At 74.3% G+C, this 23,303-nt stretch carries 20 protein-coding genes; 7 read left to right on the forward strand and 13 right to left on the reverse strand.

Annotated elements, in window-relative coordinates; genetic code table 11:
* Window positions 1-31 precede the first annotated feature (31 nt).
* Both JKV81_RS19200 and JKV81_RS19205 read right to left on the reverse strand, forming a co-directional pair.
* On the reverse strand, window positions 32-1,204 hold the full coding sequence (locus JKV81_RS19200) for a DUF2786 domain-containing protein (protein ID WP_129264295.1): 1,173 nt from the start codon (window positions 1,202-1,204) through the stop codon (window positions 32-34).
* 117 nt (window positions 1,205-1,321) lie between these two features.
* Window positions 1,322-2,251 (reverse strand): NADP-dependent oxidoreductase, encoded by a 930-nt coding sequence (locus JKV81_RS19205; RefSeq protein WP_129264297.1) that lies wholly within the window; start codon window positions 2,249-2,251, stop codon window positions 1,322-1,324.
* 132 nt (window positions 2,252-2,383) lie between these two features.
* On the opposite strand from JKV81_RS19205, the gene JKV81_RS19210 reads away from it, so the two are divergent.
* Window positions 2,384-4,090 (forward strand): bifunctional 3'-5' exonuclease/DNA polymerase, encoded by a 1,707-nt coding sequence (locus tag JKV81_RS19210; RefSeq protein WP_202076903.1) that lies wholly within the window; start codon window positions 2,384-2,386, stop codon window positions 4,088-4,090.
* A gap of 130 nt (window positions 4,091-4,220) precedes the next feature.
* On the opposite strand, the gene JKV81_RS19215 is transcribed toward JKV81_RS19210, so the two are convergent.
* Together JKV81_RS19215 and JKV81_RS19220 are read right to left on the reverse strand one after the other, a co-directional pair.
* The gene (locus tag JKV81_RS19215; RefSeq protein WP_202076905.1) at window positions 4,221-5,051 is read right to left on the reverse strand and encodes a dioxygenase family protein; all 831 of its coding nucleotides are present in this window, start codon (window positions 5,049-5,051) and stop codon (window positions 4,221-4,223) included.
* Window positions 5,052-5,134: 83 nt separating this feature from the next.
* Window positions 5,135-6,502 carry an alpha-lytic protease prodomain-containing protein gene (locus tag JKV81_RS19220; RefSeq protein WP_307820575.1) on the reverse strand — a complete coding sequence of 456 codons (1,368 nt, stop codon included), beginning with the start codon at window positions 6,500-6,502 and terminating at the stop codon, window positions 5,135-5,137.
* Window positions 6,503-6,684: 182 nt separating this feature from the next.
* Here JKV81_RS19220 and JKV81_RS19225 point away from each other — a divergent pair, with 182 nt between their 5' ends.
* Together JKV81_RS19225 and JKV81_RS19230 are read left to right on the forward strand one after the other, a co-directional pair.
* Complete coding sequence (locus tag JKV81_RS19225) at window positions 6,685-7,740, forward strand: DUF2804 domain-containing protein (RefSeq protein ID WP_202076906.1); 1,056 nt, start codon at window positions 6,685-6,687, stop codon at window positions 7,738-7,740.
* A 37-nt stretch (window positions 7,741-7,777) separates the two neighbouring features.
* The gene (locus JKV81_RS19230; RefSeq protein WP_202076907.1) at window positions 7,778-8,458 is read left to right on the forward strand and encodes a phosphotransferase; all 681 of its coding nucleotides are present in this window, start codon (window positions 7,778-7,780) and stop codon (window positions 8,456-8,458) included.
* 117 nt (window positions 8,459-8,575) lie between these two features.
* Here the strand turns inward: JKV81_RS19230 and JKV81_RS19235 are convergent, their stop codons facing one another.
* Together JKV81_RS19235 and JKV81_RS19240 are read right to left on the reverse strand one after the other, a co-directional pair.
* On the reverse strand, window positions 8,576-9,220 hold the full coding sequence (locus JKV81_RS19235) for a response regulator transcription factor (protein WP_124277625.1): 645 nt from the start codon (window positions 9,218-9,220) through the stop codon (window positions 8,576-8,578).
* Between the two features lie 7 nt (window positions 9,221-9,227).
* Window positions 9,228-10,517 carry a sensor histidine kinase gene (locus tag JKV81_RS19240; protein ID WP_202076908.1) on the reverse strand — a complete coding sequence of 430 codons (1,290 nt, stop codon included), beginning with the start codon at window positions 10,515-10,517 and terminating at the stop codon, window positions 9,228-9,230.
* Window positions 10,518-10,651: 134 nt separating this feature from the next.
* On the opposite strand from JKV81_RS19240, the gene JKV81_RS19245 reads away from it, so the two are divergent.
* Both JKV81_RS19245 and JKV81_RS19250 read left to right on the forward strand, forming a co-directional pair.
* Complete coding sequence (locus JKV81_RS19245; protein WP_202076909.1) at window positions 10,652-11,392, forward strand: ABC transporter ATP-binding protein; 741 nt, start codon at window positions 10,652-10,654, stop codon at window positions 11,390-11,392.
* Window positions 11,386-13,866: an ABC transporter permease gene (locus JKV81_RS19250; protein WP_202076910.1), complete on the forward strand. Its 2,481-nt coding sequence runs from the start codon at window positions 11,386-11,388 to the stop codon at window positions 13,864-13,866. Before JKV81_RS19245 ends, JKV81_RS19250 begins: the two co-directional genes overlap by 7 nt.
* A gap of 11 nt (window positions 13,867-13,877) precedes the next feature.
* Here JKV81_RS19250 and JKV81_RS19255 read toward each other — a convergent pair whose 3' ends face one another.
* Window positions 13,878-14,231, reverse strand: coding sequence for a hypothetical protein (locus JKV81_RS19255; protein WP_129264315.1), 354 nt, complete (start codon window positions 14,229-14,231; stop codon window positions 13,878-13,880).
* 196 nt (window positions 14,232-14,427) lie between these two features.
* A complete protein-coding gene (locus tag JKV81_RS19260; RefSeq protein WP_129267045.1) occupies window positions 14,428-15,309 on the reverse strand; it encodes a sulfurtransferase in 882 nt (293 codons plus the stop codon).
* 393 nt (window positions 15,310-15,702) lie between these two features.
* Between JKV81_RS19260 and JKV81_RS19265 the strand changes: the two genes are divergently transcribed.
* Together JKV81_RS19265 and JKV81_RS19270 are read left to right on the forward strand one after the other, a co-directional pair.
* Window positions 15,703-17,043, forward strand: coding sequence for a glycoside hydrolase family 16 protein (locus JKV81_RS19265; RefSeq protein WP_129264317.1), 1,341 nt, complete (start codon window positions 15,703-15,705; stop codon window positions 17,041-17,043).
* 64 nt (window positions 17,044-17,107) lie between these two features.
* Window positions 17,108-18,313, forward strand: a complete 1,206-nt coding sequence (locus JKV81_RS19270; protein WP_202076911.1) for a beta-1,3-glucanase family protein — start codon at window positions 17,108-17,110, stop codon at window positions 18,311-18,313.
* A gap of 102 nt (window positions 18,314-18,415) precedes the next feature.
* On the opposite strand, the gene JKV81_RS19275 is transcribed toward JKV81_RS19270, so the two are convergent.
* Genes JKV81_RS19275 through JKV81_RS19295 form a run of 5 tightly spaced genes read right to left on the reverse strand, consistent with a single transcriptional unit; the run spans window position 18,416 to window position 22,869 of the window.
* Window positions 18,416-19,660 (reverse strand): FUSC family protein, encoded by a 1,245-nt coding sequence (locus JKV81_RS19275; RefSeq protein ID WP_202076912.1) that lies wholly within the window; start codon window positions 19,658-19,660, stop codon window positions 18,416-18,418.
* Complete coding sequence (locus tag JKV81_RS19280) at window positions 19,657-20,445, reverse strand: glycosyltransferase family 2 protein (protein WP_129264323.1); 789 nt, start codon at window positions 20,443-20,445, stop codon at window positions 19,657-19,659. The genes JKV81_RS19275 and JKV81_RS19280 overlap by 4 nt, the downstream gene beginning before the upstream one ends.
* On the reverse strand, window positions 20,442-21,059 hold the full coding sequence (locus JKV81_RS19285; RefSeq protein WP_129264325.1) for an SAM-dependent methyltransferase: 618 nt from the start codon (window positions 21,057-21,059) through the stop codon (window positions 20,442-20,444). Before JKV81_RS19285 ends, JKV81_RS19280 begins: the two co-directional genes overlap by 4 nt.
* Entirely contained in the window at window positions 21,056-21,826 is a 771-nt protein-coding gene (locus JKV81_RS19290) for a PIG-L deacetylase family protein (RefSeq protein WP_129264327.1), read from the reverse strand. The genes JKV81_RS19285 and JKV81_RS19290 overlap by 4 nt, the downstream gene beginning before the upstream one ends.
* Window positions 21,823-22,869 (reverse strand): acyl-CoA dehydrogenase family protein, encoded by a 1,047-nt coding sequence (locus JKV81_RS19295; protein WP_129264329.1) that lies wholly within the window; start codon window positions 22,867-22,869, stop codon window positions 21,823-21,825. The genes JKV81_RS19290 and JKV81_RS19295 overlap by 4 nt, the downstream gene beginning before the upstream one ends.
* Window positions 22,870-23,303 lie beyond the last annotated feature (434 nt).

Below are 23,303 nucleotides of genomic sequence, written 5' to 3' on the forward strand. Positions count from 1 at the left end.
TCGGCCGGTCCCGGGCGGATTCCCGGTGCTCCTAGCGGCGGATTTCCGGGCCTCCCCGGCCCACGCTGGCCCGGTCGGCCGCGGCCGTGCCGTGGGTCCAGCCCTCGGCGTCCGTCGCCCCGCGCAGCCGGGTCGTGGTGGTCCTCGGGAACATCTGCTCGGCGGTGTCGGTGACGGCGACGTCCCGGGCGGCCAGGACCGGCAGCAGCGCCCCGGTGTCTCCCTGGCCCTCGGCGCCGGGCTCCGAGCCGGCCGCGGCGGTGACCCGCTCGGTGTCCGCCGCGAGACGGCTGCCGAGGCGCTGGGCGTACGCCATCAGGAAGGACTGCCGGAAGGTCTTGGTCCGCTTACGCCCTCCGGCCCGCTGCCCCGCCTCCGCCTTGGTCATCGCGGCGGTGCCCTGCACCAGCAGGGAGGTGAACAGCAGCTCCACCGCCTCCAGGTCGGGTTCGAAGCCGACGACCGTGGTGAAGCCGAGATCGCTGTTCCACACGGCACGGCAGCGGTTCGCGGAGGCGACGGAGTCGAGCAGGACGGCCTTCGCGCTCTCGTACGGGGCGTCGACCCCGATCCGTACGGCCCCCGGGGTGTCGGCGCTGTGCGTACGCGCGGCGAGGAGCGCCTCGTCGATGCTGTGCCGGGCCATCAGCTCCTGTGCCTTGGTGGTGAGCGCCTCGGCCTCCTCCGGGAAACCGGTCGCCTCCGCCTTGGCCAGCAGCGCCCGGATCCTGGTGAGCATCCGGGGCTCGCCGTGGACGGGAGGCCGGTGCGGGGCGTCGGCCGCCGTACCGGGCACCGGGCCCACCGGTTCGATGACGGGGAGCCGCAGCAGCAGCCGGTACAGCTCCAGGAGCGCGGAGGCGTACGTGAAGCGGTCGGGCCGGTTGCGCGGCGCCGGGGCGGGCAGGGCCGCGAGCTGATCGGCCCAGCGCGGGGGCAGCGCGCCGTAGCCCGCCGTCTCCCCCGTGATCAGGGCGGAGACCAGCGCGGCCCCTGGCTCGTCCAGCTCGCGCCGGACGGTCCGTACGACGTCGGCGGGCTGCCAGCCGCGCGTCCAGGCGCGCCGGACGAACTCGTGGCCCCGGCGGTGCAGCTCCTCGTCGGCGGAGGAGTCCGCGGCGAGGAGGGAGGCACCGGTGTCCAGACCCGCGTCGCCGTCCGAGTACAGGGCTGCGGCACACGCCCGGTCGATCACCGATTCCATCCGTCCAGCGTAGGCGGCGGCCGGGCGTTCCCCGCTCGCCGGGCGCCGGTCGGTTCCCCTGGGCGTCCCTCGGCGCTCCCGGGGCGTCCCGGGCGTCCCGCGGCACTCCTGGGGCGCTCAGTGCTCCCCGGGGAGCAGGACGAGCTTGCCCCGTACGTGTCCCTCCTCGCTCAGCTCCTGCGCCCGCGCCGCCTCGCCCAGCGCGAACGTCCGCTCGACGGGGATCCGCAGGCCGCCGACCGACGCCGCCTCCGCGTACTCCGCGAGCCGCCTGCCCTCGTCGGGACGGCCCCCGCCGCCCGCCGAGAAGGCCACTCCGTAGTGGGCCGCGTCCGGGTCGGCGATCGTGACGACCCGGTCGGCCGTGCCGCCGCGCAGCTCCACCGAGTCCGCCAGCGCCCCCTTGCCCGCCACGTCGAACACCGCGTCCACACCCTGCGGGGCGGCCTCCCGCACCCGGTCCACCAGCCCTTCCCCGTACGCCACCGGGACGGCGCCGAGCACCCGCAGATAGTCGTGGTTGGCCGGTGAGGCGGTCCCGATGACGGTGGCGCCCCGGGCTGCGGCCAGCTGGACGGCGGCGGAGCCGACCGCGCCGGACGCCCCGTGCACCAGCAGCGTCTCGCCTGCGGAGACCGCCAGCTCGTCGAGCACCCGGGCGGCGGTCGCGGTCGCCATGGGCAGCGCGGCCGCCTCCGCCCAGCCGAGGCCCTCCGGCTTCGGCGCGACGGCTCCCACATCGGCGAGGACGTACTCCGCGTACGCACCGGTCGCGCTCCGGCCGAGGACCTCGTCGCCGGCCGCGAACTCCGTCACGCCCTCGCCGGTCTCGTCGACGACCCCGGCGAACTCGCTGCCGGGGGTGGCGGGCAACGGGGTGGGGAACGCCGCCTCCATCCAGCCGTTGCGGATCTTGTGGTCGACCGGGTTGACCCCGGCGGCCCTGACCTCCACCCGGATCTGCCCGGGGCCGGCGTGGACGTCCTCGACCCGGGCCAGGTGCAGGACCTCGGGGCCGCCGAACTCCTCGTACACGATCGCTTCCATCACCGTCTCCTCCGCCGCCTGCCGTGTCCCGGTACGCGCGGCGCGCACCGCACCTCCGATCCTCGCGGCAGTCGGGCGCGCCCGCCCGGTGAGCCGGGGCCCGCTGTCAGTGCCGGGTGCAAGACTCGGCCCATGACCGAACGTTGGGCTCTGGCCACCGCGGAAGGAGGCGGCGCACTCCTCGTGCCGCTGACGCGCGAGGGCCTGCCCGCCGGTCCCGTGCTGGCCGAGCCCGACCTCGCCGAGTCCGTCCGCTCCCGCCCCGAGGTGGCCCGCTGGGTCTGGCGCTCGACCGCCGGGATCTACCCCCGGCTGCTCGCCGCGGGCGTGCGGGTCGGGCGGTGCTACGACATCGAGTGCGCCGAGCTGCTGCTGCTCGGCCACGAGGGCCGGCTCGGGGAGCCCCGCTCGGCCGCGGCGGCCTGGGCCCGGCTGCGCAACGCCCCGGTGCCGCCCGACCCGCCGCCCCGCTCGGCGGAGCCCGGCTCCCAGTCCTCCCTCTTCGATCCGGGCTCCGGCACCGACCTGCCGTTCGAGGCGCTGCTCCAGGTCTACGCCGAGCAGCTCCGCCGCCACGACGCGGCGGAGCACCCCGACAGGATGCGGCTGCTCACGGCGGCCGAGTCCGCGGGCATGCTGGTCGCCGCCGAGATGAACAGATCCGGCCTGCCCTGGCGCGCCGATGTGCACCGCGAGGTGCTCGACGGCCTGCTCGGCGAGCGGTACTCGGGCGGCGGCGAGCCCCGCAGACTGGCCGAGGCCGCGGACGAGGTGTCGGCGGCGTTCGGCAGACGGGTGCGGCCCGACCTGCCCGCCGATGTGGTGAAGGCGTTCGCCCAGGCCGGGATCAAGGTGAAGTCGACCCGGCGGTGGGAGCTGGAGGGGCTCGACCACCCGGCGGTGGAGCCCCTCATCCGCTACAAGAAGCTGTACCGCGTCTGGACGGCGCACGGCTGGAGCTGGCTCCAGGACTGGGTGCGCGAGGGCCGCTTCCGCCCCGAGTACCAGCCGGGAGGCACGGTCAGCGGGCGCTGGACGACCAACGGCGGCGGGGCTCTGCAGATCCCCAAGGTGATACGCCAGGCGGTCGTCGCCGACGAGGGCTGGCGGCTGGTCGTGGCGGACGCCGACCAGATGGAGCCGCGCGTGCTGGCCGCGATCTCCCGCGACCGGGGTCTGATGGAGGTGGCCGGACACGAGGGCGACCTCTACAAGGCCCTGTCCGACCGGGCGTTCCACGGCGACCGTGACCACGCCAAGATCGCCCTGCTGGGCGCGATCTACGGACAGACCTCGGGTGACGGCCTGAAGAACCTGGCGGCGCTGCGGCGGCGCTTCCCCAAGGCCGTGGCGTACGTCGACGACGCGGCGAAAGCCGGCGAGGAGGGCCGTCTCGTGCGCACCTGGCTGGGGCGTACGAGCCCGCCGGCGGCCGGGGCGGGCGAGGACGGGGAGGCGGGCATCCCGCAGGAGAGCGAGGAGCCGGCGACCGGGGAGGACACCGGCACGTACGGCTTCACCCCGGGCTACGCCTCGTCGAACGCCCGGGCGCGGGGCCGCTTCACCCGTAACTTCGTGGTCCAGGGCAGTGCGGCGGACTGGGCGCTGCTGCTCCTGGCGGCGCTGCGGCAGGCGCTCGCCTCCGGGGGGATGCGCGCGGAGCTGGTGTTCTTCCAGCACGACGAGGTGATCGTGCACTGCCCCGCCGGGGAGGCACCCGCGGTGGTGCGGGCCATCCGCGAGGCCGGGGACCTGGCGGGACGGATCGCGTTCGGCGAGACGCCGGTGCGGTTCCCGTTCAGTACGGCGGTCGTGGAGCGCTATTCGGACGCGAAGTAGCGGCATCGGCCGCGGCGAGAAGCCTGCTGAGAGGGCCCGCTGGGAGGGCCCGCTGTGGGGGCCGCCCCGGGGACCACGGCCGGAAGCCCGGACCGGGGACGGAGTCCCGGCCCGGGCCGCTGCCGCGTGTCTACCCGCGCTCCCACAGCGCGGGGACCAGCGGCGGTTCCCACCCGGCGATGGCGGAGTGTGCCTGGAGACAGCGGAAGGAGACGCCGTCGTAGGTCACCCGGTTACCGGCCCGGTAGGAGGTCCCCGCCGCCCAGGTGCCGCCCGGCGGATCGGTGGGCGGATCGGTCGGGTCCGGCTGCTGGGCGACATCGAGCACGAAGTCGAAGGTGCCCTGCCGTCCGGACCCCGCGCCGCGCACGTTCATCAGCAGCGCCGGATCGTAGAGGGCGTCGGTGGCGTTGCGCGGCTCGCCCGGGAAGTAGAGCTGGGTGGTGAGCACGGGGCGCCCCGGCGCCTGGGCCTTCACATGGATGTGCCGGGTGCGCCCGGGATACAGGCCCGCGACCACCGTGGTCAGCGTGAAGGCCCCGGTCGCGTCGGTGAACTGGTGTCCGCGGAAGGCGAACCCGCTCATGTCGTACGCCCCGCCGGCGTCCGCCTGCCAGAAGTCGAGGAGCACTCCCGACAGGGGCTTGCAGGCCCTGCCGAACACATAACCGCTGACGGTGAGCGGAGTGCCGGGGGTACCGGACGTCACCAGGCTCGTCCGGAGCGGGGAGTTGGGCTTGAAGTAGGGCCCCTCCATCTGTGCGGGGGTCGGATCGTCCCCGTCGTCGCAGGCGGGCGTGAGCGCCAGGGGCGCGCCGCCGGCCCCGGTGTCACGGGCCAGGGCGATGCCCCCGCCCGCGATCAGGGGGACGGCGCTCGCCGCGACGGCGGCCCGCAGGAGGTTCTTGCGGCTGATCGGGCGGCCGGGAGGTCCGGCCTCGGAGGATGAACTCTCGGTCATGGCTGCTTCCTCGGTGTACGGGGGTTTCCTCGGACGCGGGTTTCTCGTGAGCCTCGGCCACGGGCTCGTGCGCGGAGCGGCCGTCAGACCCGCTGCCAGAGGGCGGGCACGTTCGGCGGCTGCCAGCCGGGCTGGGCCTGATGTCCCTGGAGGCAGCGGTAGCTCGCCCCGCCGTACGTCACCACCGCACCCGCGGCGTACGTCGTCCCCGCGGCCCAGGTGCCGCCCGGCTCGGTCGGCGGGTCGGTCGGGTCCGTGGGCGGGTCGGCCGGCGTACCGCTGGTGACGAGGGTCAGTCCGTAGGCCGCCAGCGCGGGGTTGACCGGCTGGTAGTACGTCGTACCGCCCTGGGAGCAGTTCCCCGAGCCGCCGGAGGTGACGCCCTGCGCCTGGCTGCCCGAGATGAACGAGCCTCCGGAGTCCCCGGGTTCGGCGCAGACGCTCGTGCGGGTCACCCCGGAGATGGTGCCTTCCGGATAGGTGACGCTGCTGTTGTGCTGCTGGATCGTGCCGCAGTGCCAGCCCGTCGTGGAACCGGAGCGGCAGACCGAGGAGCCCACCACCGCCTGGGTGGACCCGGCGACCGTCACATCGCCGTTCCCGTAGCCGTTGACCAGGGCGCGGGGCGTCCAGTTGGCGTTGGTGGCGACCCAGGCGTAGTCACGGCCGGGGAAGGTGGAGCCCTGGAAGGAGCCCTGCGCCTGCTGGTTGGCACCGGTGGTGGTGACGCCCGGCGTTCCGCAGTGCCCGGCGGTGACGAAGCCGTTCTGGGTGCCGCGTCGGACGGGGAAGCCGATGGAGCAGCGGCCCGTGCCGTTCATGTAGTACGCGTCGCCACCGCGCAGATCCGCGTAGGCCCGGGGCTGTTCGGAGGAGAGGCCGACCCGCACCAGGCCGCGGGGTATCCCGGCCGCGGCGACGAAGCCGTCCGCCGCCGCCGTACGGGCCGCGTTGACGACCAGTCGGTTGGTGCGGACATCGACGTACCAGGAGGGCACGTCCTTCGGTGCCTTCTTCGACGCCACCGCGTCCAGCGCCGCCTTTGCCGCGTCGAGGCGGTCCAGGCTGTGGCGGACGACCTCGGCGCGGGCACCCGCTGCGGTGATCGGGGCGATGTCGGCCCGGTCGGTGGTGGCGACGGTGAGGACGGCCGAACCGTCGCTCAGCCGGGCCCCGGCGAAGTCCGCGCCGAGGGACTTCTCCAGTGCGGACGCGACGGCCGCCGCGCGGCTCTCGTCCGCGATCCGGGTCCTGGCCTCACCGGCGTCCAGGCCGAGGTCACGGCTCATGGCGTCGAGCAGCCCCGGCGAGAGCTGTTCGGCGGCGGGCACGGCGCTGCCGGCCTGGCCTGCCGAGGCGATACCGGTCTGGCCTGCCAGGGCGAGCGTGCCCGCCGCCAGGACGGCGGCTCCTGCGGCGAACGCGCGTCTGCGGAGCATGGTGATCTCCACGTCGGTCTCCTTGAGTTCGGGGGCGTCGGGCTCCGGGGGAGCGGAGCCCGGGGGCGGACTGCCGGAAACGTAGCCGCGCGCGGACCCACCGCAGGAGATCCCGTCCACCCCCTCACGCCGCGTTATGGGGCACGCCCCGAGCCGTCCCCGGGCGCGGACCCTGCCGCTATAGGCTCCGGGTCATGGCGACGCACGAGCACGAGATCACCGAGCCGGTCGACCTCTGTCTGCCCGACGGCAGCCTGAATCCGGCGGCGGTCGGCTGGTCCAGGAAGCCGCTGCACCGGGCCAATCTGCGGGGCTGGGGCCGGACGAAGCGGTGGGAGTACTGGTGCGTGACCACGCCCACCCATCTGGTGGCCCTCACCGTGAGCGACCTCGACTTCCTGGCGCTGAACGCGGTGTACGTCCTGGAATTCGGCCCCGGCGGCCGCGAGTTCGAGCGTTCCTCGATCGTCCCCGTCGGCCGGGGAGTGCACCTCCCCGACACCATCGCCGGTGCGCCGGGCTCCGAGGACGTCGTCGTCGGCCCCGCCCGCCCGACCGGGGGCAAGGTGCGCATCGAGATCCGCGACGAGAACGCCGGCACGAGACTGCGGGCCCGCTGCCTGACCCCGGAGCGGCTGCCCCTGGAGGTCGACATCCTGGTGCAGCGGCCTGAGGGGCACGAGTCGCTCTCGGTGGTCGTCCCGTGGAGCGAGCAGCGCTTCCAGTACACCTCCAAGCACACCGCGCTCCCCGCCACCGGCCGGGTCCGCATCGGCCGGGAGATCCTCACCTTCGGCAAGGAGCCCGGCGAGACTTGGGCCGTCCTGGACCACGGCCGCGGGCGCTGGCCGCGTACGGTCGACTGGAACTGGGGCGCCGCGTCCGGGCGTACGGACGGGCACACGGTCGGCCTCCAGTTCGGCGGACGCTGGACGGAGGGCACCGGCTCCACCGAGAACGCCCTCTGTGTGGACGGCCGGCTCACCAAGATCGGCGAGGAGCTGGACTGGCGGTGGTCCGTCTCCGACGCGCTGGCCCCCTGGACCCTCCGTACGCCCTCGACCGGTCAGGTCGACCTGACGTTCACCCCGTTCCACAACCGGGCCGTGCACACGGACGTCGGTCTGATCGCCAACCGCACCGACCAGCGCTTCGGCCACTACGACGGCCGGATCCGCACCGACGACGGCGAGGAGATCGCCGTGGAGCACCTGCTGGGCTGGGCCGAGGACGTCCACATGCGCTGGTGATCTCCCCGGGGCCGGACGGCGCGGGTAGGTTGCCCTCATGCATACAGGCCCACTCATGGGCTCGGGACGCACCGCCGATGTGTACGCACTCGACGGCCCCTGGGTCCTGCGCCGCTACCGCGACGGCATAGACGCCACCGGTGAACTGGCCGTGATGTCGTACCTCGCGGCCTCGGGCTTCCCCGTCCCGCGCATCGGGCCTCCGGCCGAGGACGCGCTGCCCACGGACCTGGTGATGCAGCGGCTGACCGGTCCGACGCTGGCCGAGGCGCTGCTGGCGGGCACGACCACCGAGGCGGAGGGGGCGGAGCTGCTGGCGCGGCTCCTGCGGGAGCTGCACGCGATCCCTCCCCGGCTCTCCCAGGACCCCGAGGACCGGATCCTCCACCTGGACCTGCACCCGGAGAACGTCATCCTGGCCCCCGAGGGCGCCATGGTGATCGACTGGCTGACGGCCGGCGAGGGCCCGCCCGCGCTGGACCGGGCCATGAGCTCGCTAATCCTGGCCCAGGTGGCCCTCGACCCGTCGTTCCCCGCCCGCGCCCGGGTCAGGGGCCTGCTGGCGGCCCTGCTCCCGGCGTTCGCGGACGACGGCGGGGTGCCCGCCGAGGCACTCGCCCGCGCCACCGCGCTGCGCGCCGACGACCCGCAGCTCACCGCGGACGAGCTGGCGGTGCTGGACGAGGCGGCGGAGCTGGTCGCCTCACTGACGGGCTGACGGACTGACGGACCGGCCCCGGCGGCAGACGCCCCCTGACGGTCCGCGCCCCGGCGGGCAGACGACCGCTGGCTGACAGGCCGCGCCCCGGCTTTCGGACCCCTCCCGGCAGGCCGCTCACTTCCGCAGGTAGGCCAGCACCGCGAGGACCCGGCGGTTCGTCGCGTCGGTCAGGGAGAGGTCGAGCTTGGTGAGGATCGAGCCGAAGTGCTTGCTGACCGTGCCCTCACTGACCGTCAGCGCCTCGGCGACCGAAGCGTTCGAGCGGCCCTCGGCCATCAGGGCCAGTACCTCCCGCTCCCGCGCGGTCAGCCGTGACAGCGGGTCGCGGCGGTGCCTCAGGAGCTGGCGCACCACTTCCGGGTCGACGACCGTGCCGCCCTCGGCGACCCGCTGGAGCGCGTCGACGAACTCCTCGACCTTCCCGACGCGTTCCTTGAGGAGGTAGCCCACCCCCTCGCCGTCGCCGGAGTCGAGCAACTCCTCGGCGTAGGCCCGCTGGACGTACTGGCTGAGGACCAGCACGGGCAGCCGGGGCCGGGTCTCGCGCAGCGCCACCGCGGCCCGGAGCCCCTCGTCGGAGAAGCCGGGCGGCATCCGTACGTCCGTCACCACGATGTCCGGGGCGTGTTCGGCGACGGCTGCGGTGAGTTCGCCGGCCGTACCGACGGCGGCCGCCACCCGGTGGCCGAACCTCTCCAGCAGCCCGACGAGTCCCTCCCGCAGGAGCACACTGTCCTCGGCCAGCACGACGCGCAGCATCCAACCCTCATTCGACCAGGTGAGCGGGGACCCTGGGGACGTCCAGCCGAAGCACGGTCGGCCCCCCGGGCGGGCTGGACAGTAGCAGCCGGCCGTCCAGCACGGAGAGCCGGTCGGTGATCCCCTGGAGCCCGGTCCCCCCTGTCGTCGCCGCCCCGCCCGCCCCGTCGTCCCGTACCTCGACGGTCAGCCGCCCCCCGTCGTCCCGGCCCGTCACCCACGCCCGGCTCGCCCCGCTGTGCCGCGCCACATTGGCCAGCGCCTCGCAGAGCGCGAAGTACACGGCGGCCTCCACCGGCTGCGGCAGCCGCTCCGGCAGGTCGAGGTCCACCTCGACGGGTACGGCGGAGCGGTCGGCGACGTCCTCGACCGCGGCGGCCAGACCCCGGTCCGTGAGAACCCGGGGGTGGATGCCCCGGATGAGCTCCCTGATCTCCACCAGCGCCTCGCCCGCCTCCTCGTGCGCCCTGGCCAGCAGTCCGCCCAGCGGCTCGGCCGGGCTCTCCAGCCGGGCCAGGCCGAGCGTCATCGAGAGGGCGACGAGCCGCTGCTGCGCCCCGTCGTGCAGATCGCGCTCGATCCGGCGGCGCTCCGCCTCGAAGGCGTCCACCAGCCGCATCCGGGAGCGGCCCAGCTCCTCGATGCGGGCGTCGCGTCCGTCCGGCGCCGACGGGAGCAGCGCCCGGGTGAGGGCCGCGCGTGCCACCGCCGCCCACCCGAGCGGATAGGCGAGCAGCGGCAGCAGCACGAGCCCGAGCAGCGCCGCGGCGAAGGCCTGCGGGTAGGAGTCGGCGAGGTAGAGCTTCAGCACCCGCACCTCCTCGCCGCCGGTGACGGCCGCCATGACGGCCGGGGTCGCCAACAGCCCTCCGCAGACGGCCAGTACGCCTCCGACGAGCAGAGCCTCCAGGGGCCACAGCACCCCGGCGAACAGCAGTGCGTAACCGAACTCCCGCCAGGTCGCCTGCTCCTGAAGCCGCGTACGCAGCCACGCCGCGAGCCCGGCGCGCTCCGGGGCCCGGTGCGGATCCCCGAGAGGTATCGGGCCGACCATCCGGAGCCTGCGCCGCTCGGCCGCCGCCACCGGGATGCCCACGAGGGCGAGCATCAGCAGGAGCGGCAGGCCGACGAGCACCACGGCCAGCGCGCCGCCCACCACGGCCAGCAGCAGGACGCACACGAGGAGGGCCGCCCCCGCCAGGGCGCCGCTCAGCAGATAGAGCGCCGCGCGCCACGGCCAGGCGCCGAGGAGATAACGGCGCCGTACGAGGGCCTGCCGGAGGGTGAGTGGGCTCATGGGCCGCACGCTATGCAGCCCGCACCGGTCGCCACCACCCTGCGGGCGGGGGTGCGGAGGTGGAGCTGGCTCCACCCCCAGGCCCCCCCCTCGCTGCGATGTGGGCGGCGGGCGACGCCGGTTGGCTGGAGACCATGAATCAACGACCCGCAGCCGTACGGCTCGACACCGTCACCCGGTCCTTCGGCAAGGCCGCCGACGCGGTCACCGCGCTGGACGGGGTGAGCCTCACCATCCCCCGGGGCTCGTTCACCGCGATCATGGGACCGTCCGGTTCGGGGAAGTCGACGCTCCTCCAGTGCACGGCCGGCCTCGACCGGCCCACGTCCGGCCGGGTGTTCCTCGGGGACACGGAGATGACCGGGCTGAGCGAGCGAAGGCTGACGCTGCTGCGCCGCGAGCGGATCGGTTTCGTCTTCCAGGCCTTCAACCTGCTGCCGGCCCTCACCGCTGAGCAGAACGTGGCGCTCCCTCTGCGCCTCGCGGGCCGCAGACCCCGGCGTACGGAGGTGCGCGAGGTGCTGGAGCGGGTCGGGCTCGGCTCCCGGGCCCGCCACCGGCCCACCGAGCTCTCCGGCGGCCAGCAGCAACGCGTGGCCCTGGCCCGGGCGTTGGTCACCCGCCCCGAGGTGCTGTTCGGCGACGAACCGACCGGGGCGCTCGATTCCCGTAAGGGCCGGGAGGTGCTGGAGCTGCTGCGGTCGATGGCCGACGCCGGCCAGACGGTGATCATGGTGACGCACGACCCGGTGGCCGCCTCCTACGCGGACCGGGTGCTGTTCCTGGCCGACGGATCGGTACGGGCCGAGCTGTGCGACCCGGCCGCCGGAGAGATCGCCGCGCGCATGACCGCCCTGGCGGTGGTCCCGTGCTGAGCTCGGCACTGCGCTCGATGCGGACCCGCTGGGTCACCTTCGTCGGCTCGTTCGTCGCGCTCGCCCTGGGTGCCGGGCTGCTCGCCATGACGGGCCTGGCGCTCGCGGCCACCTTCGACGCGCCGGACCGCTCCCCGGAACGCTTCGCCGCGGCCCCGGTCGTGGTGGCGCCGTCGGACACCCTCCGGGTCGCCACCTCCGTCGGGGAGCGTACGGCCCGACTCACCGACCCCCGCCCGGTGCCGCGGGACCTGGCCGACGGGCTCTCCGCCCTGGGGCCGACGGCCGAGGACCGCACGTTCCCCGTCCGTACGGCCGGGACGGACGCCGTGGGACATCCGTGGTCCGTCGCCGCCGCCACCCCGTACCGTCTCCTCTCCGGCCGTGCCCCCGCCCGGGAAGGCGAGGTCGTCGTGACGGCGGACGCGGGCCCGGGGCGTGGCCCTCGGGCCGGCGACCGGATCCGGATCACCGTCCCCGGCGCCTCGGCGGCGACGGGCCCGCGCACGGTCGTCGGGACGGTGGCGGCCACGGATTTCGAGACGGCGGTGTTCTTCGGTGACGCCGAGGCCGCCCGTATCCACCCGGCCGTCGATGCCGTGGCCGTGCACGCCGACGCGGACGCGGTACGACGGCTGGCCCGGGCGTTCCCCGGAACGAGCGTCCTGACCGGGGACGACCGGCGCCGGGCCGACCCCGATCCCGACCGGGACAGCGAGGCCCTGACCGCCGTCAACGCGCTGCTCGGCACTGCGGCCGGCATCACGGGGTTCGTGTCGGTCTTCGTCGTCGCGTCGACGTTCTCCTTCGCGGTGGCCCAGCGCAGAAGGGAATTCGGGCTGCTGCGCACCGCGGGTGCCACACCCGGGCAGGTGCGGCGCACGGTCCTCGCGGAGGCGCTCGTGATCGGCACCCTGGCCTCGGCCGCCGGCTGTCTGCTGGGCGAGGCGGCCGCGCCCCTGCTGGCCCGCCGGCTGGTCGACGAGGGTCTCGCCCCTGACTGGTTCGCCATCGGCGACGCGACCTGGCCGCTGCACACCGCCTTCTGGACCGGCCTGGCCGTGGCACTCGCCGGGGCCGCCGTCTCCGCCCACCGCGCGGGCCGGATCCGCCCCGTGGAGGCGCTGCGTGACGCGGCCGTGGACGACGGGCGGATGCCGCCGAGCCGGGTGCTGCTGGGCGCGGCCGTCCTGCTGACCGGTCTCGGGCTGCTTGGCTGGTCACTCCTGACCGACCCAGGAGACGTACTCAAGCGGAAGGCGTACATCCTGCAACCGATGTGGATCACCGTCGGCTGCGCGCTGCTCGCGCCGCTCCTCGTACGCCCGTTGGCCCGCCTGCTCACCTGGCTCCCCGCCCGGCTGCCGGGCGCCACCGGTCTGCTGGCCCGGCAGAACGCCTCCACCTCGGTCCGCCGCACCGCCTCGGTCGCCGCTCCCGTCCTGATCACCGTGGCCCTGGCGGGCTCGCTGCTGGGCACCGTGGCCACGATCGACGAGGCCAGGGCCACCGAGGCGACCACGGTCTCCGGCGCCGACTTCCTGGCCGGCGGGGACGGTCCGCTGGACCCCCGTTTCGTCCAGCGCGTACGGAGCGTCCCCGGAGCCGTGGCCTCGGCCTCCCGCTCCACCGGGGTCACCGTCCTGGAGGAGGGCACCGCGCTCATCTCGTCGGAGGCACGAGCGGCCGATCCGGCGGCCCTGGCCGCGACCGCGCGGCTGCCCCTCGTCGCCGGCCGGCTCACGGACCTGGACGACGGCTCCATCGTCGTCAACGAGGAGTGGGAGACACGGACGGTCGGAGAGCACGTGCGCGTCTGGCTGGGCGACGGCCGCGCGGTGTCGCTCCGCGTCGCGGCCGTCATGCGGACCGGCACCGGGAGCAACGGGGTGTACGTGACCCCGGCGAACGCGGCCGGGGCCGCCGTCGACCGTATGGACATCAAGGTCCGTGCGGGGGCGGACCGTTCGGCCGTCCGCGCCCTCCTGGAGAAGGCCGGACGCGACACGGGCACCCCGGTGATGACACGGGACGCCTGGGTGGCGGCGCACCATCCGCGCACCGGCGGCAGCACCCGGGCGGGACTGCTGCTCATCCTGGGCATCGCCCTGCTGTACACGGGGATCGCCCTGGCGAACACCCTGGTCATGTCCACCTCGGACCGGGTGCGCGACCTGGCGGTGCTGCGCCTCACCGGGGCCACCGCATCGCAGGTGCTCCGGCTGGTGGCGGTCGAGGCGCTGATGGTGGTGGCCGTGGGCGCGGTCCTGGGAGGAGCGGTGGCGGGGCTGAACCTGCTGGGGGTGAGGAGCGCCCTGGCACTCCTCGCGGTGAGCTCCCCGGTGGTCGTCCCGTGGGCGGCCGTCGGCGCCGTACTGGCCGCGTGCGCCGTCGCGGCCACGGTCTCCGCCGTACTGCCCGCGCTCGCGGCCCTGCGTACGAGGCCGGTGGAGGTGGCGGGAGCCCTCGAATGACCCGGTGCGGGTCAGCTGTTGAAGACGCACGCCAGGGTGATCACCGGGAACGGCCACACCACGACACCGAGCAGGGCCAGCCGGTTCATCGGGGCCATGCGGCGCAGCGGAGGCGAGTGGTAGAGCCCGGTCAGGGCGGCGGCGCCCACCGCGAGCACACCGGCCACGCCCAGCAGCACCGACACGGGGGACTCCCCGGAGGCCGCGCTCCACATCGCCACCATCAGCACCAGGAACCCGAGGAAGCTCAGCGCGGCGAGGGGAACGCACCAGATCAGGGCGACCAGGAAGACCTGGCGCGTCGTGGCGGGGCGTGGGCGGGTCAGGGGCGCCGAGGAGGCGGGGGCGGGGAGGGCGGGAAACATGCGCGGCTGCCTTTCAGCACTGCGGAGTACGTGCTCCCACCCTGCGGGAACCGCTCCCCCGCGGCATGCGCGCGCGTACTCAGGCCGCGCGGTCCACGGCACTCATTCCGCGGCCGCCTCCCGCTGGTGCTCCCTCCGCGCATCCGGGCGCGCGAGCGGCCGTCCTCCGGGCACCGGTGCGCACGAGCGGAACGCTCTACGGGCCTGTCACGACCGGGAGTTCGGACGGGCGGCCCCACTCGCTCCACGAACCGTCGTACACGGACACGTCGGTGTACCCGGCGAGTTCGGCGCCGAGCGCGAGCAGGCAGGCGGTGACACCCGATCCGCAGCTGACGACCAGCCGCTCCGGCTCCGGCTCCGAATCCGGCCCCCGCTCGCCGAGCAACGCACCGAACACTGCACGCAGTTCCGGGGCCGGGAGCATGCGGCCGTCGCGCTGGATCTCCCCGAAGGGCAGGTTCAGCGCCCCCGGCATGTGACCCCGCCGGAGCCCCGGCCGCGGCTCGGCCACCGTACCGGCGAAGCGTTCCCGGGAGCGTGCGTCCAGGACGGCGGATCCCGGGTCCGCCAGGGCGGCCGCCACCGCTCCGCTGCCCACCAGCATTCCCTCGCGGGGGCGGGCGGTGAAGTCACCGGTGCGCCCCGCGCCTCCGGGGGCGATCCCTTCCTCCGCCTCGTCCACCGGGAGCCCGGCCGCGGTCCATGCGGGCAGGCCGCCGTCGAGCACCGCCACCCGGTCGAAGCCCATGGCGCGCAGCATCCACCAGGCGCGGGCACTGGAGTAGACGCCGGCAGCGTCGTAGACGACGACGGTGTCCGTGCCGTCGACCCCCAGGGCGCGCATCTCCTCGGTGAAGCGGTGCGCGCCGGGCATCGTGTGCGGCAGGGGCGCGGTGGCGTCGGACATCACCCCGTCGATGTCGAAGCGCCGCGCCCCGGGGATCCGTCGAGCCGCCGCACGGTGCGCGCCCACGGAGGCGTCGAGGACCACAGGCCCTCCTGCCGTGAGCCGCATCGCCAGCCAGGCGGGCCCGACGAGCGGCCCCGGCAGACTCCCGGAGTCATCGGCCGCCATCGCACCGCCGGTCGCGTCGGTCGTACCGGTCGCGTCGGCATCGGGAAAGCCATCGGGGAAGCCGTCACGAAGGCCGCCGGGAAAGCCGTCGGGGATGTTCATTCGCGGCAGGCTAACGGACCCCCGGACTTAAGCCCGCACTAAAAGCGCCTTAAGCAATCCGGGCCGTACGGCCGCTCCCTCAAGTAAGCGCAGGTCAGGGCGATTTCACTGCCAGAACGGCAGTTGGCCCGGCCGTTGCGTCTGCGTAGCATCGGGCTCCGTCGGCGGCGGACACCGCAGGACGAGAGCGCTCTCAGAACGCGCTCCCGCATGCTCTCCCGCGCATGCCCCCGTCGTGTCCTGCTCCCTCCCCCGCGTCCTGCTCTCCCCCACAGACAAGGTACGTAGCCCATGGCCTCCCACCGCGCACGCAGATGGTCACTAGGCGGGCTGGTTCTCCTGCTCTCCGCCGCGCTCACCGCCGCCTTCCTGATCACCACGACCGGGCCCGCCACCTCCCGGGCCGACGCCGCCTCCGCCGCGGCGCAGACATGGGCCGACGAGTTCGACGGCGCCGCGGGCAGCGCTCCGGACTCCTCGAAGTGGACGCTGGAGAAGGGTGGTTCGGGCAACGGCAACAACGAGTTGCAGTACTACACCGACAGCACCGAGAACGCGTCCCTGGACGGCAACGGCAACCTGGTCATCACCGCGCGCAAGAACAGCGACTCGGGCCTGCAGTGCTGGTACGGGCCCTGCCAGTACACCTCCGCCCGGCTGAACACCGCCAAGACCTTCACGCAGGCGTACGGCCGCTACGAGGCCCGGATCAAGATCCCGCGCGGCCAGGGCATCTGGCCGGCCTTCTGGATGCTCGGCGACGACCTCGGCAGCGCGGGATGGCCGAACAGCGGCGAGATCGACATCATGGAGAACGTCGGCAAGGAGCCGGGTGCCGTGCACGGCACCATCCACGGCCCCGGCTACTCCGGCGGCGGAGGCATCGGCGCCTCGTACAGCCTTCCCGACGGCAAGGCATTCGCCGACGACTTCCACACCTTCGCGGTCGACTGGAGTCCGAACTCCATGGTCTGGTCGGTGGACGGCCAGACGTACCAGACGCGCACCCCCGCCGATCTGAACGGCAGCAAGTGGGTCTTCGACCACCCCTTCTTCATCATCCTGAACCTGGCCGTCGGCGGTGACTGGCCGGGCAGCCCGGACGGCTCCACCACCCTCCCGCAGACGATGACAGTCGACTACGTACGGGTCTCCACCTCCCCCGACGGTTCCTCCGGCGGTTCCTCAGGCTCTTCCTCAGGCGGTTCCAGCGGCGGGGAAGACGGCGGGAACGGCGGTGGCACCACAGGCCCCTCCGGCCCCATCAAGGGCATCGGCGGCATGTGCGTCGACGTCGCCGGTGCGGCGGACGCCGACGGCACCCCGGTCCAGCTGCACGACTGCAACGGCGTGGCCGCCCAGAAGTGGACCGTGGCCGGTGACGGAACCGTGCGCGCCCTCGGCAAGTGCCTCGACGTGCAGGGCGGTTCCACCGCCGACGGCGCCCCCGTCCAGCTCTACACCTGCAACGGCACGGCGGCCCAGAGATGGGTCCACACCCAGGCCGGCGACCTGACCAACACCGGGGCGGACAAGTGCCTCGACGCCACCGGAGGTTCCTCGGCCGACGGCACCCGCCTCCGCATCTGGACGTGCACCGGCCAGGCCCACCAGAAGTGGACCGTCGCCTGACCGGCGGGCCCCAGGCCTCTGTCCCTCCCCACCCCCACCCACGCGTACGAAGGAAGAGCCCCCCATGACCCCTCGTCACCAGCGCGACGTCTCCCGCCGCAAGCTGCTCACCGCTCTCGCCGGAGCCGCCGTGGCCGCCCCCGCCATCGCCGTGATCGCCCCGCACGCCCTCGCCACGTCCGACCCGGACGACAACGGCACGAAGGCCGGCGGCGCGCTCCCGCTGACGATCGTGAACAACTCCGGTTCGTTCGCCAACTCCTCGGTGCACGTCTACATCGTGGGCAACCAGGACGGTAAGCAGGTCCGGGTCACCCCTGAGGGCACCGTGGCCCCCATCTCCCTCTCCGACAACGGCGCGGACGGCTACACCGACTACGCCATCCCCCTGTCCGGCAGCGGTGAGACCAAGCTGTCGCTGCCGTACATGTCCGGCCGGATCTACGTCGCCCTGGGCGACAAGCTGAAGTTCAAGGCGGTGGCGGACGGCGACGGCAACGCCGCCCTCCAGTACCCCGCGGGCTGGGTGACCTCCGACCCCAACTACGCGGTGCTGCACGACTGCGCCGAGTTCACGTACAACTCCTCGGGGATGTACTGCAACACCACCATGGTCGACATGTTCAGCGTCCCCCTGAGCATCGGTCTGACCGGCTCCAAGGACCAGACCGTCGGCACCCTCCGCGACGGCGGACGGGCGCAGGCCTTCGCCGCGGTCGCCGGGATACCCGAGTTCGCGCCCCTGGTGGTGGAGGACCGGCGCATCATCGCCCCCGGCCACGGCCTGGACGCGGGGATCTTCGACAAGGACTACTTCGCCCCGTACATCGACGAGGTGTGGAGCACCTACACGGGCAAGGACCTCACCGTCACCACCAACGCGGGCGTCTTCACCGGCCGGATCCGCGGCGAGAAGTTCGTGTTCGACGGCCCCGCGCCGGTCTCCTTCTCCAAGCCGACCACCCGCGACGTGCTCTTCTGCGACGGCAACCTCGTCGCCCCCAACGACGGCACGACCGGCCCCGTCGCAGCGGTCCTGGGTGCGGGCTTCAACCGCTCCACCCTCATCAGCGCCCCGGCCCAGCCCACCACCGACCCGGAGGCCTTCTACCGGTCGTCGCCGCTGACCAACCACTACGCGAAGGCCATCCACGCGGCGACCGTGGACGGCAAGGCGTACGGCTTCGCCTTCGACGACGTGGCCGACTTCGCCTCGTACATCCAGGACACCGCGCCCACCGGGGCGCGGCTGACACTGACGCCGTTCTAGCCGACGGCCGGTGTCCGCGCCTGCCCGGCGCACGGAGAGCCCCAGGTCACAGGGGGACCTGGGGCTCTCCGCATGCCGCTGCGCCGTCAGCCTGCCGCCCCGTCAGCCGCCCCCGGCCGACCGCCCGCGCTGCTTCCGCTCGCCCGAGGACCGCTCCGCGTCCTGGGCCACTTCGAGGAGGACCCGGCTGGTGTACCGGAACTCCTCCAGGAGCCGCGTCGCCTCGGTGACGAGGATCCCGTACGGCATCGAGGGGTCGGCCAGGGACAGGGACCGCTCCCGGGTCTCCTGGACCACGTCGTCCCGGCGCGCCTCCGCGTCGTCGGTGAGCCGCTCCAGCCGTTTCGCCTGCGGGAGCAGGGTGGTCTCGTCCAGCGTCGTCAGCACCTCGGCGACCTCACCGGCCGCCTCCAGGAACGCCGCGTAACGCCGGAGGAACGGCCCGAGGGCCTCGCCCTCCTCCTCGCGGGACCGGTCGAGACCACGGGTGAGGGCGGCCACCTGGTAGAGCGTGCGTTCCAGGGCGCCGAGCACCGACTCGTACCCCTGGAAGCCGGGGTGGCCCCGGTAACGGCGCAACAGGCGGCGGGGATTGAGGTACAGGCTCTCCTTGGAGGTCTCCAGACCCCACCACGCCTGCCCGATCATCCCTCCGGTGCGCGCCGCCCTGGACCGCCAGCCTCCGGTGGTGTCCTGGTCCGGCACCCCCTCGGCGAGCACGGGGTACATGTCGGCCAGCAGGTCCTTCAGGGTGTGGGCGAGGCTGCGGATGCCGTACTCGGCGCCCCGGTAGCGCAGCGGCGGGGCCACGAGGACGTTGACGGCGATGCCGATCGCACAGCCGATGAGCACCAGCAGCACGATCTCCCCCAGGGCACGCAGCCGCTGGGAGTCCGCGGAGGCCGAGGTGTACGTCGCGAAGGCGAAGAAGGCGGCGGTGGCGACCTGCGGCCCCTGGGCCCCCAGGACCTGCCAGCGCCCGATCGCGAGGGCGATGACGGCGACGAGGACGAACGTCAGCAGGTCGGGGCCCGCGAGGAACCCGAGGGCTGCCTGCACCGCGACCCCCGCGACGACGGCTCCGACGTAGCGCAGCGACTGCACGACCGAGCGGTAGACCGTCACCTGCATGATCAGCACGGCCGAGAACGGGGCGAAGGCGGGTGAGCGGGCGTCGAGCGCGACATAGGAGACCAGCCAGGCCAGGGTCGCGGCGAGGGTGGACTTCCCGATGATCCGCAGGGTGTCGCGCTCGTCCCCGTCGTAGGCGAGGGCGCGCCGCCACCACCGGGCCATGAGGGCGAATCGCCCCTGGTCGGCCTGCTCGGTCGTCGTACCGCCGCTCATGGAAACCGGCCCCCTCCCGTTCCGGTCACGCTGCCCCGGCACGGGCCGTCGGCCCCGTCCACCGCGTCCGGGCCGAGCCGCGGTGCGGGTTCGGCGAGCCGGCCCAGATGGTCGCCGTACCCGCCGCGCGCACGTGCCGTCAGCCGTGCGGAGGTGAGGACCGGGAAGCGCCGGGTGCGCAGGACCCGGTGGCCGCCCGTCCGCAGGGCGGCCACCAGTGCGTGGTCCTCGCCGGTCGCCAGCGCCGGATAGCCCCCGCAGTCCAGGTAGGCGTCCGCCCGTACCCCCAGGTTGGCGCCGTGGACATGCGGATGGAGGTCCGGCCGGCCGGCCGCCTCGTACTCCCGCAAATGACGGCTGATCACGTCGCCGAGCGCGGGCGGCCATCCGTGGGGCCGGACGGTGCCCACGACCGCGTCCCAGCCCTGCCCGGCGCAGGCCAGCTGGTGGGCGAGCCAGCGGCGCGGGACCTCGCTGTCGGCGTCGGTGGAGGCGATCCACACGGCGCCCGGGTCGAGGCCGAGGGTGCGCAGGGCGAGCGCCGCTCCGGCCGCTCTCGCCCGCCCGGGGTTACGGGCGTCGAGCGGGGCGACCAGAGCGCCCGCCCCGTGCGCGACCGACCGTGTCGCGTCCGTACAGGCGTCGGCGGCGACCACGACGACCAGCCGGGTGGACGCGAGGGCGGGGTGGCGGGCGGCGCGGGACACGGCGGAGAGGGCTGCGGGCAGCAGCGCCTGCTCGTTGTGCGCCGGTATCACCACGGCCATCGCCGCGATCCCCGTCATACGAGCCCCTCGAAGGCGGCGGGCGAGGGGGGCGCGGCCCCGCCGGGCGGGACCCGGCTGAAGGTCTGGAGGACGAAGTCCTCCTCCCGGTGATCGGTCCGCAGCAGCAGCCCGGGTTCGCCGGCGAGCCTGCCGGCCAGCTGCGTGCCGGTGTACAGGTGCTCGGGCACCGGGTGGTTCCAGTGCACGGTGACCAGGGTCCCGCCCGGTTCGAGCGAGCCGGTGGCCCGTGCCAGCAGTGCGTCCAGGCGCGCCCCGTCGAAGTAGTAGAGGAGCTCGGACAGCACGACGAGGTCGAAGCGCCCCTCGGGCCACTCCTCGGGCACCGTGAGCCGCTCCACCTCCACGTTGCCGAGGTCCGCGGTACGCCGCCGGGTGGTGTCCACGGCCGAGGCGACCCGGTCGGCGGCGAGCAGCCGCTCGCACCGCGGGGCCAGCAGCCGCGTCAGCTGTCCGACGGAACAGGCGGGTTCGAAGGCGTTACGGAAGCGGGGCCTGGGCAGCGACGCGAGGGTCAGCGCGTACTTGCGCTGCTCGTACCAGCGCTCCTGGAGGTGCCAGGGGTCGTCCTCGCCCCGGTACATCTCCTCGAAGTATCCGGCCGGGGTGCTCACAGGAACACCACCTCACGGGGGCGCAGATGGTGGGCGAGCTCCTCCGGAGGGAGCACCGCGGCCTCCTCCGGCCCCGGCCCCAGCGGCCGGATCTGCGAGGCGAAGGCGTCGACGGCGTGCCGCTTACGGGCCTGGATCCCGGCGGGCAGGCTGAGCCGCGCCGCCCGGTCCCACGGCACCCGCGGGTCGTCGGGCCGCGCCCAGTGCCACATCCAGACGGGGTACTCGGCGAACCTCGCACCGGCCTCGCGCGCCGCGGCCCGCCCCGCACGGCCGGCCGCCTCGTGGTCGCTGTGCACATCGCCGGTCCATGGCGCCGCGACCAGATCCGCCCCCGCGCACAGCGGGACGAGGGCCCGGCGTACCTCCTCCTCGTGACGGTGCACGCCGGAGTCGGGCACATGCAGCCGTACGATCCCGGCGTCCCCCGCACCGAGCCGTTCAAGGGCGGTCCGGGTCTCCTCGGCACGGACCCGGACCAGTTCCTCGGGGCTCAGGACCCTGCTGTGCGGGTGCGATCCCTCCCCGTCGGTCACGGACACCACGGTGAGCCGGTGGCCGGCGTCGGCGAGCCGGGCCAGCGTCCCGCCGAGCCCCAGCACCTCGTCGTCGGGGTGGGCGGCGACCACGACGACCCGGCCACACGGCGGCAGCGGGAACTCGGGCAGTCCGTCCCAGCCGGCCCACGCCTCCCACACGCTCTCGTCGGTGCCGGGGGCCTGGATGGCGTCGGCGTACGGCGCGCTGCCGTCGGTGTGCGTGGTCACGCCTCCTCCCGGCCGCTGACCAGGGCACCGAGTTCGGCGAGGCTGCGCTCGGCGTGGTGCTGCCGGATGTAGACGGTCAGGTCGGCGACATCACGTGCGTGGCGCCGGTCGTGACAGAGCGGCCCGGCCCCGGTGGCCCGGCCCACGTGCCCGAGCGTGCGGTCGCAGACGGCCTCGACGAAGCCCCGCACCCGCAGACTGCGCAGCCGCGCCTCGCCCTTGGCGTCCAGGGGGTCGGCGTCGATGTCGGCCGCCGCGGCCTCCAGGAGCAGGCCGGCCGCCCGCAGGTCGATGTCGACGGCGCCGAGGTGGGCGTCGGTGTGCTGACCGCCGCCGCGGTGGGCGGCGGCACGCAGGGCGCGGGCCACGGCGTGCGCCCCGCCGAGCCAGCAGGCCGCCACCCCGATGCCCCCGTGCTGGAAACCGGGCCGCTGCACGTACCCCTCGACGCCTCCGACCGGTTCGGCCGCCGCCGAGCGGAAACGCACGTCCGGCGTGTCCGACCCGGCCATGCCGAGCGCCTGCCAGCTGCCCTCCACCGGCTCGTACGCGCCCTTCGCCAGCGGCACGGCGAAGAGCCGCCGGCCGTCCTCGGCGCGGGCGGTGACCAGCGCGTGCGTACAGCTGTGCGCCCCGGAGCAGTACTGCTTGAGCCCGCTCACGCTCCACCGCCCGTCGTCACCCCGGACGGCGGAGAGCCCCTCACCGGGCGGCTCGGCCGCCCAGACGCCCCAGCGCTCGCCGGGTGCCGGGGCGGGGCCGTCCAGCTCGGCGAGGATCGCCGTCGCGTCGGCATGGCCCTCCACCAGCCGGGCCAGACACAGATCGTCCTCGGCCACGGCCCGCAGGGAGGCGAAACGCCCGGCGGTGGCGCCACCGCCCGGCAGCGGGAAGCTCAGCTCCCCCGCGCCGATCGCATCGACCGCCGCCCCGAAGCGCGCGGCGGTCTCCTCGCGCAGGGCACGCGCATCGAAGTCGTCCGCTCCACCGGAACGGGACGGGACCTCGGGCACCACGGGCCGTCGTACTGCGTTCTCTCTCATGCGCGCGTCCTCCATCCTCCCGGCCGCCCCGGGACGTCTGCCGCCGCTCGGCTGCTCTCGCACCAGTGCCCGGTGACACGCGGTTGAAGCGGGGCCCGTGAGAAACGCGGGCTCTCCGGACATTGCTCACATCACCACGCTCGCATCGCTCACATCACCGCGCCGCACGCGTGCCGGCCACGGCTCCACGATCGCGCCTCCGTACCCCGGCGGCATGCGGGGGCCATCCAGATGGAGCGCGGGACACGGCAGGCGCAGGCCTGCGCGGGGAAAGCGGAAGGGCTGTCAGCGAACGCGCCGAAGGGCAGCCCGGGACCATGCCGACGGGCCTGCCGCACTCTCCGCCACAAGCAAAAGCCCCAGGTCACGGCGAGTGAGTCCTGGGGCTTCCACAGAGCCGCCTTCGGGATTCGAACCCGAGACCTACGCATTAC

The organism is Streptomyces silvae, from assembly GCF_016745505.1.
Lineage (GTDB): Bacteria > Actinomycetota > Actinomycetes > Streptomycetales > Streptomycetaceae > Streptomyces > Streptomyces silvae.

Coding starts and splice junctions, on each gene's coding strand:
- JKV81_RS19200 (WP_129264295.1), bottom strand. CDS start 1,204: ATGGAATCGGTGATCGACCGGGCGTGTGCCGCAGCCCTGTACTCGGAC.
- JKV81_RS19205 (WP_129264297.1), bottom strand. CDS start 2,251: ATGGAAGCGATCGTGTACGAGGAGTTCGGCGGCCCCGAGGTCCTGCAC.
- JKV81_RS19210 (WP_202076903.1), top strand. CDS start 2,384: ATGACCGAACGTTGGGCTCTGGCCACCGCGGAAGGAGGCGGCGCACTC.
- JKV81_RS19215 (WP_202076905.1), bottom strand. CDS start 5,051: ATGACCGAGAGTTCATCCTCCGAGGCCGGACCTCCCGGCCGCCCGATC.
- JKV81_RS19225 (WP_202076906.1), top strand. CDS start 6,685: ATGGCGACGCACGAGCACGAGATCACCGAGCCGGTCGACCTCTGTCTG.
- JKV81_RS19230 (WP_202076907.1), top strand. CDS start 7,778: ATGCATACAGGCCCACTCATGGGCTCGGGACGCACCGCCGATGTGTAC.
- JKV81_RS19235 (WP_124277625.1), bottom strand. CDS start 9,220: ATGCTGCGCGTCGTGCTGGCCGAGGACAGTGTGCTCCTGCGGGAGGGA.
- JKV81_RS19240 (WP_202076908.1), bottom strand. CDS start 10,517: ATGAGCCCACTCACCCTCCGGCAGGCCCTCGTACGGCGCCGTTATCTC.
- JKV81_RS19245 (WP_202076909.1), top strand. CDS start 10,652: ATGAATCAACGACCCGCAGCCGTACGGCTCGACACCGTCACCCGGTCC.
- JKV81_RS19255 (WP_129264315.1), bottom strand. CDS start 14,231: ATGTTTCCCGCCCTCCCCGCCCCCGCCTCCTCGGCGCCCCTGACCCGC.
- JKV81_RS19260 (WP_129267045.1), bottom strand. CDS start 15,309: ATGGCGGCCGATGACTCCGGGAGTCTGCCGGGGCCGCTCGTCGGGCCC.
- JKV81_RS19265 (WP_129264317.1), top strand. CDS start 15,703: ATGGCCTCCCACCGCGCACGCAGATGGTCACTAGGCGGGCTGGTTCTC.
- JKV81_RS19270 (WP_202076911.1), top strand. CDS start 17,108: ATGACCCCTCGTCACCAGCGCGACGTCTCCCGCCGCAAGCTGCTCACC.
- JKV81_RS19275 (WP_202076912.1), bottom strand. CDS start 19,660: ATGAGCGGCGGTACGACGACCGAGCAGGCCGACCAGGGGCGATTCGCC.
- JKV81_RS19280 (WP_129264323.1), bottom strand. CDS start 20,445: ATGACGGGGATCGCGGCGATGGCCGTGGTGATACCGGCGCACAACGAG.
- JKV81_RS19295 (WP_129264329.1), bottom strand. CDS start 22,869: ATGAGAGAGAACGCAGTACGACGGCCCGTGGTGCCCGAGGTCCCGTCC.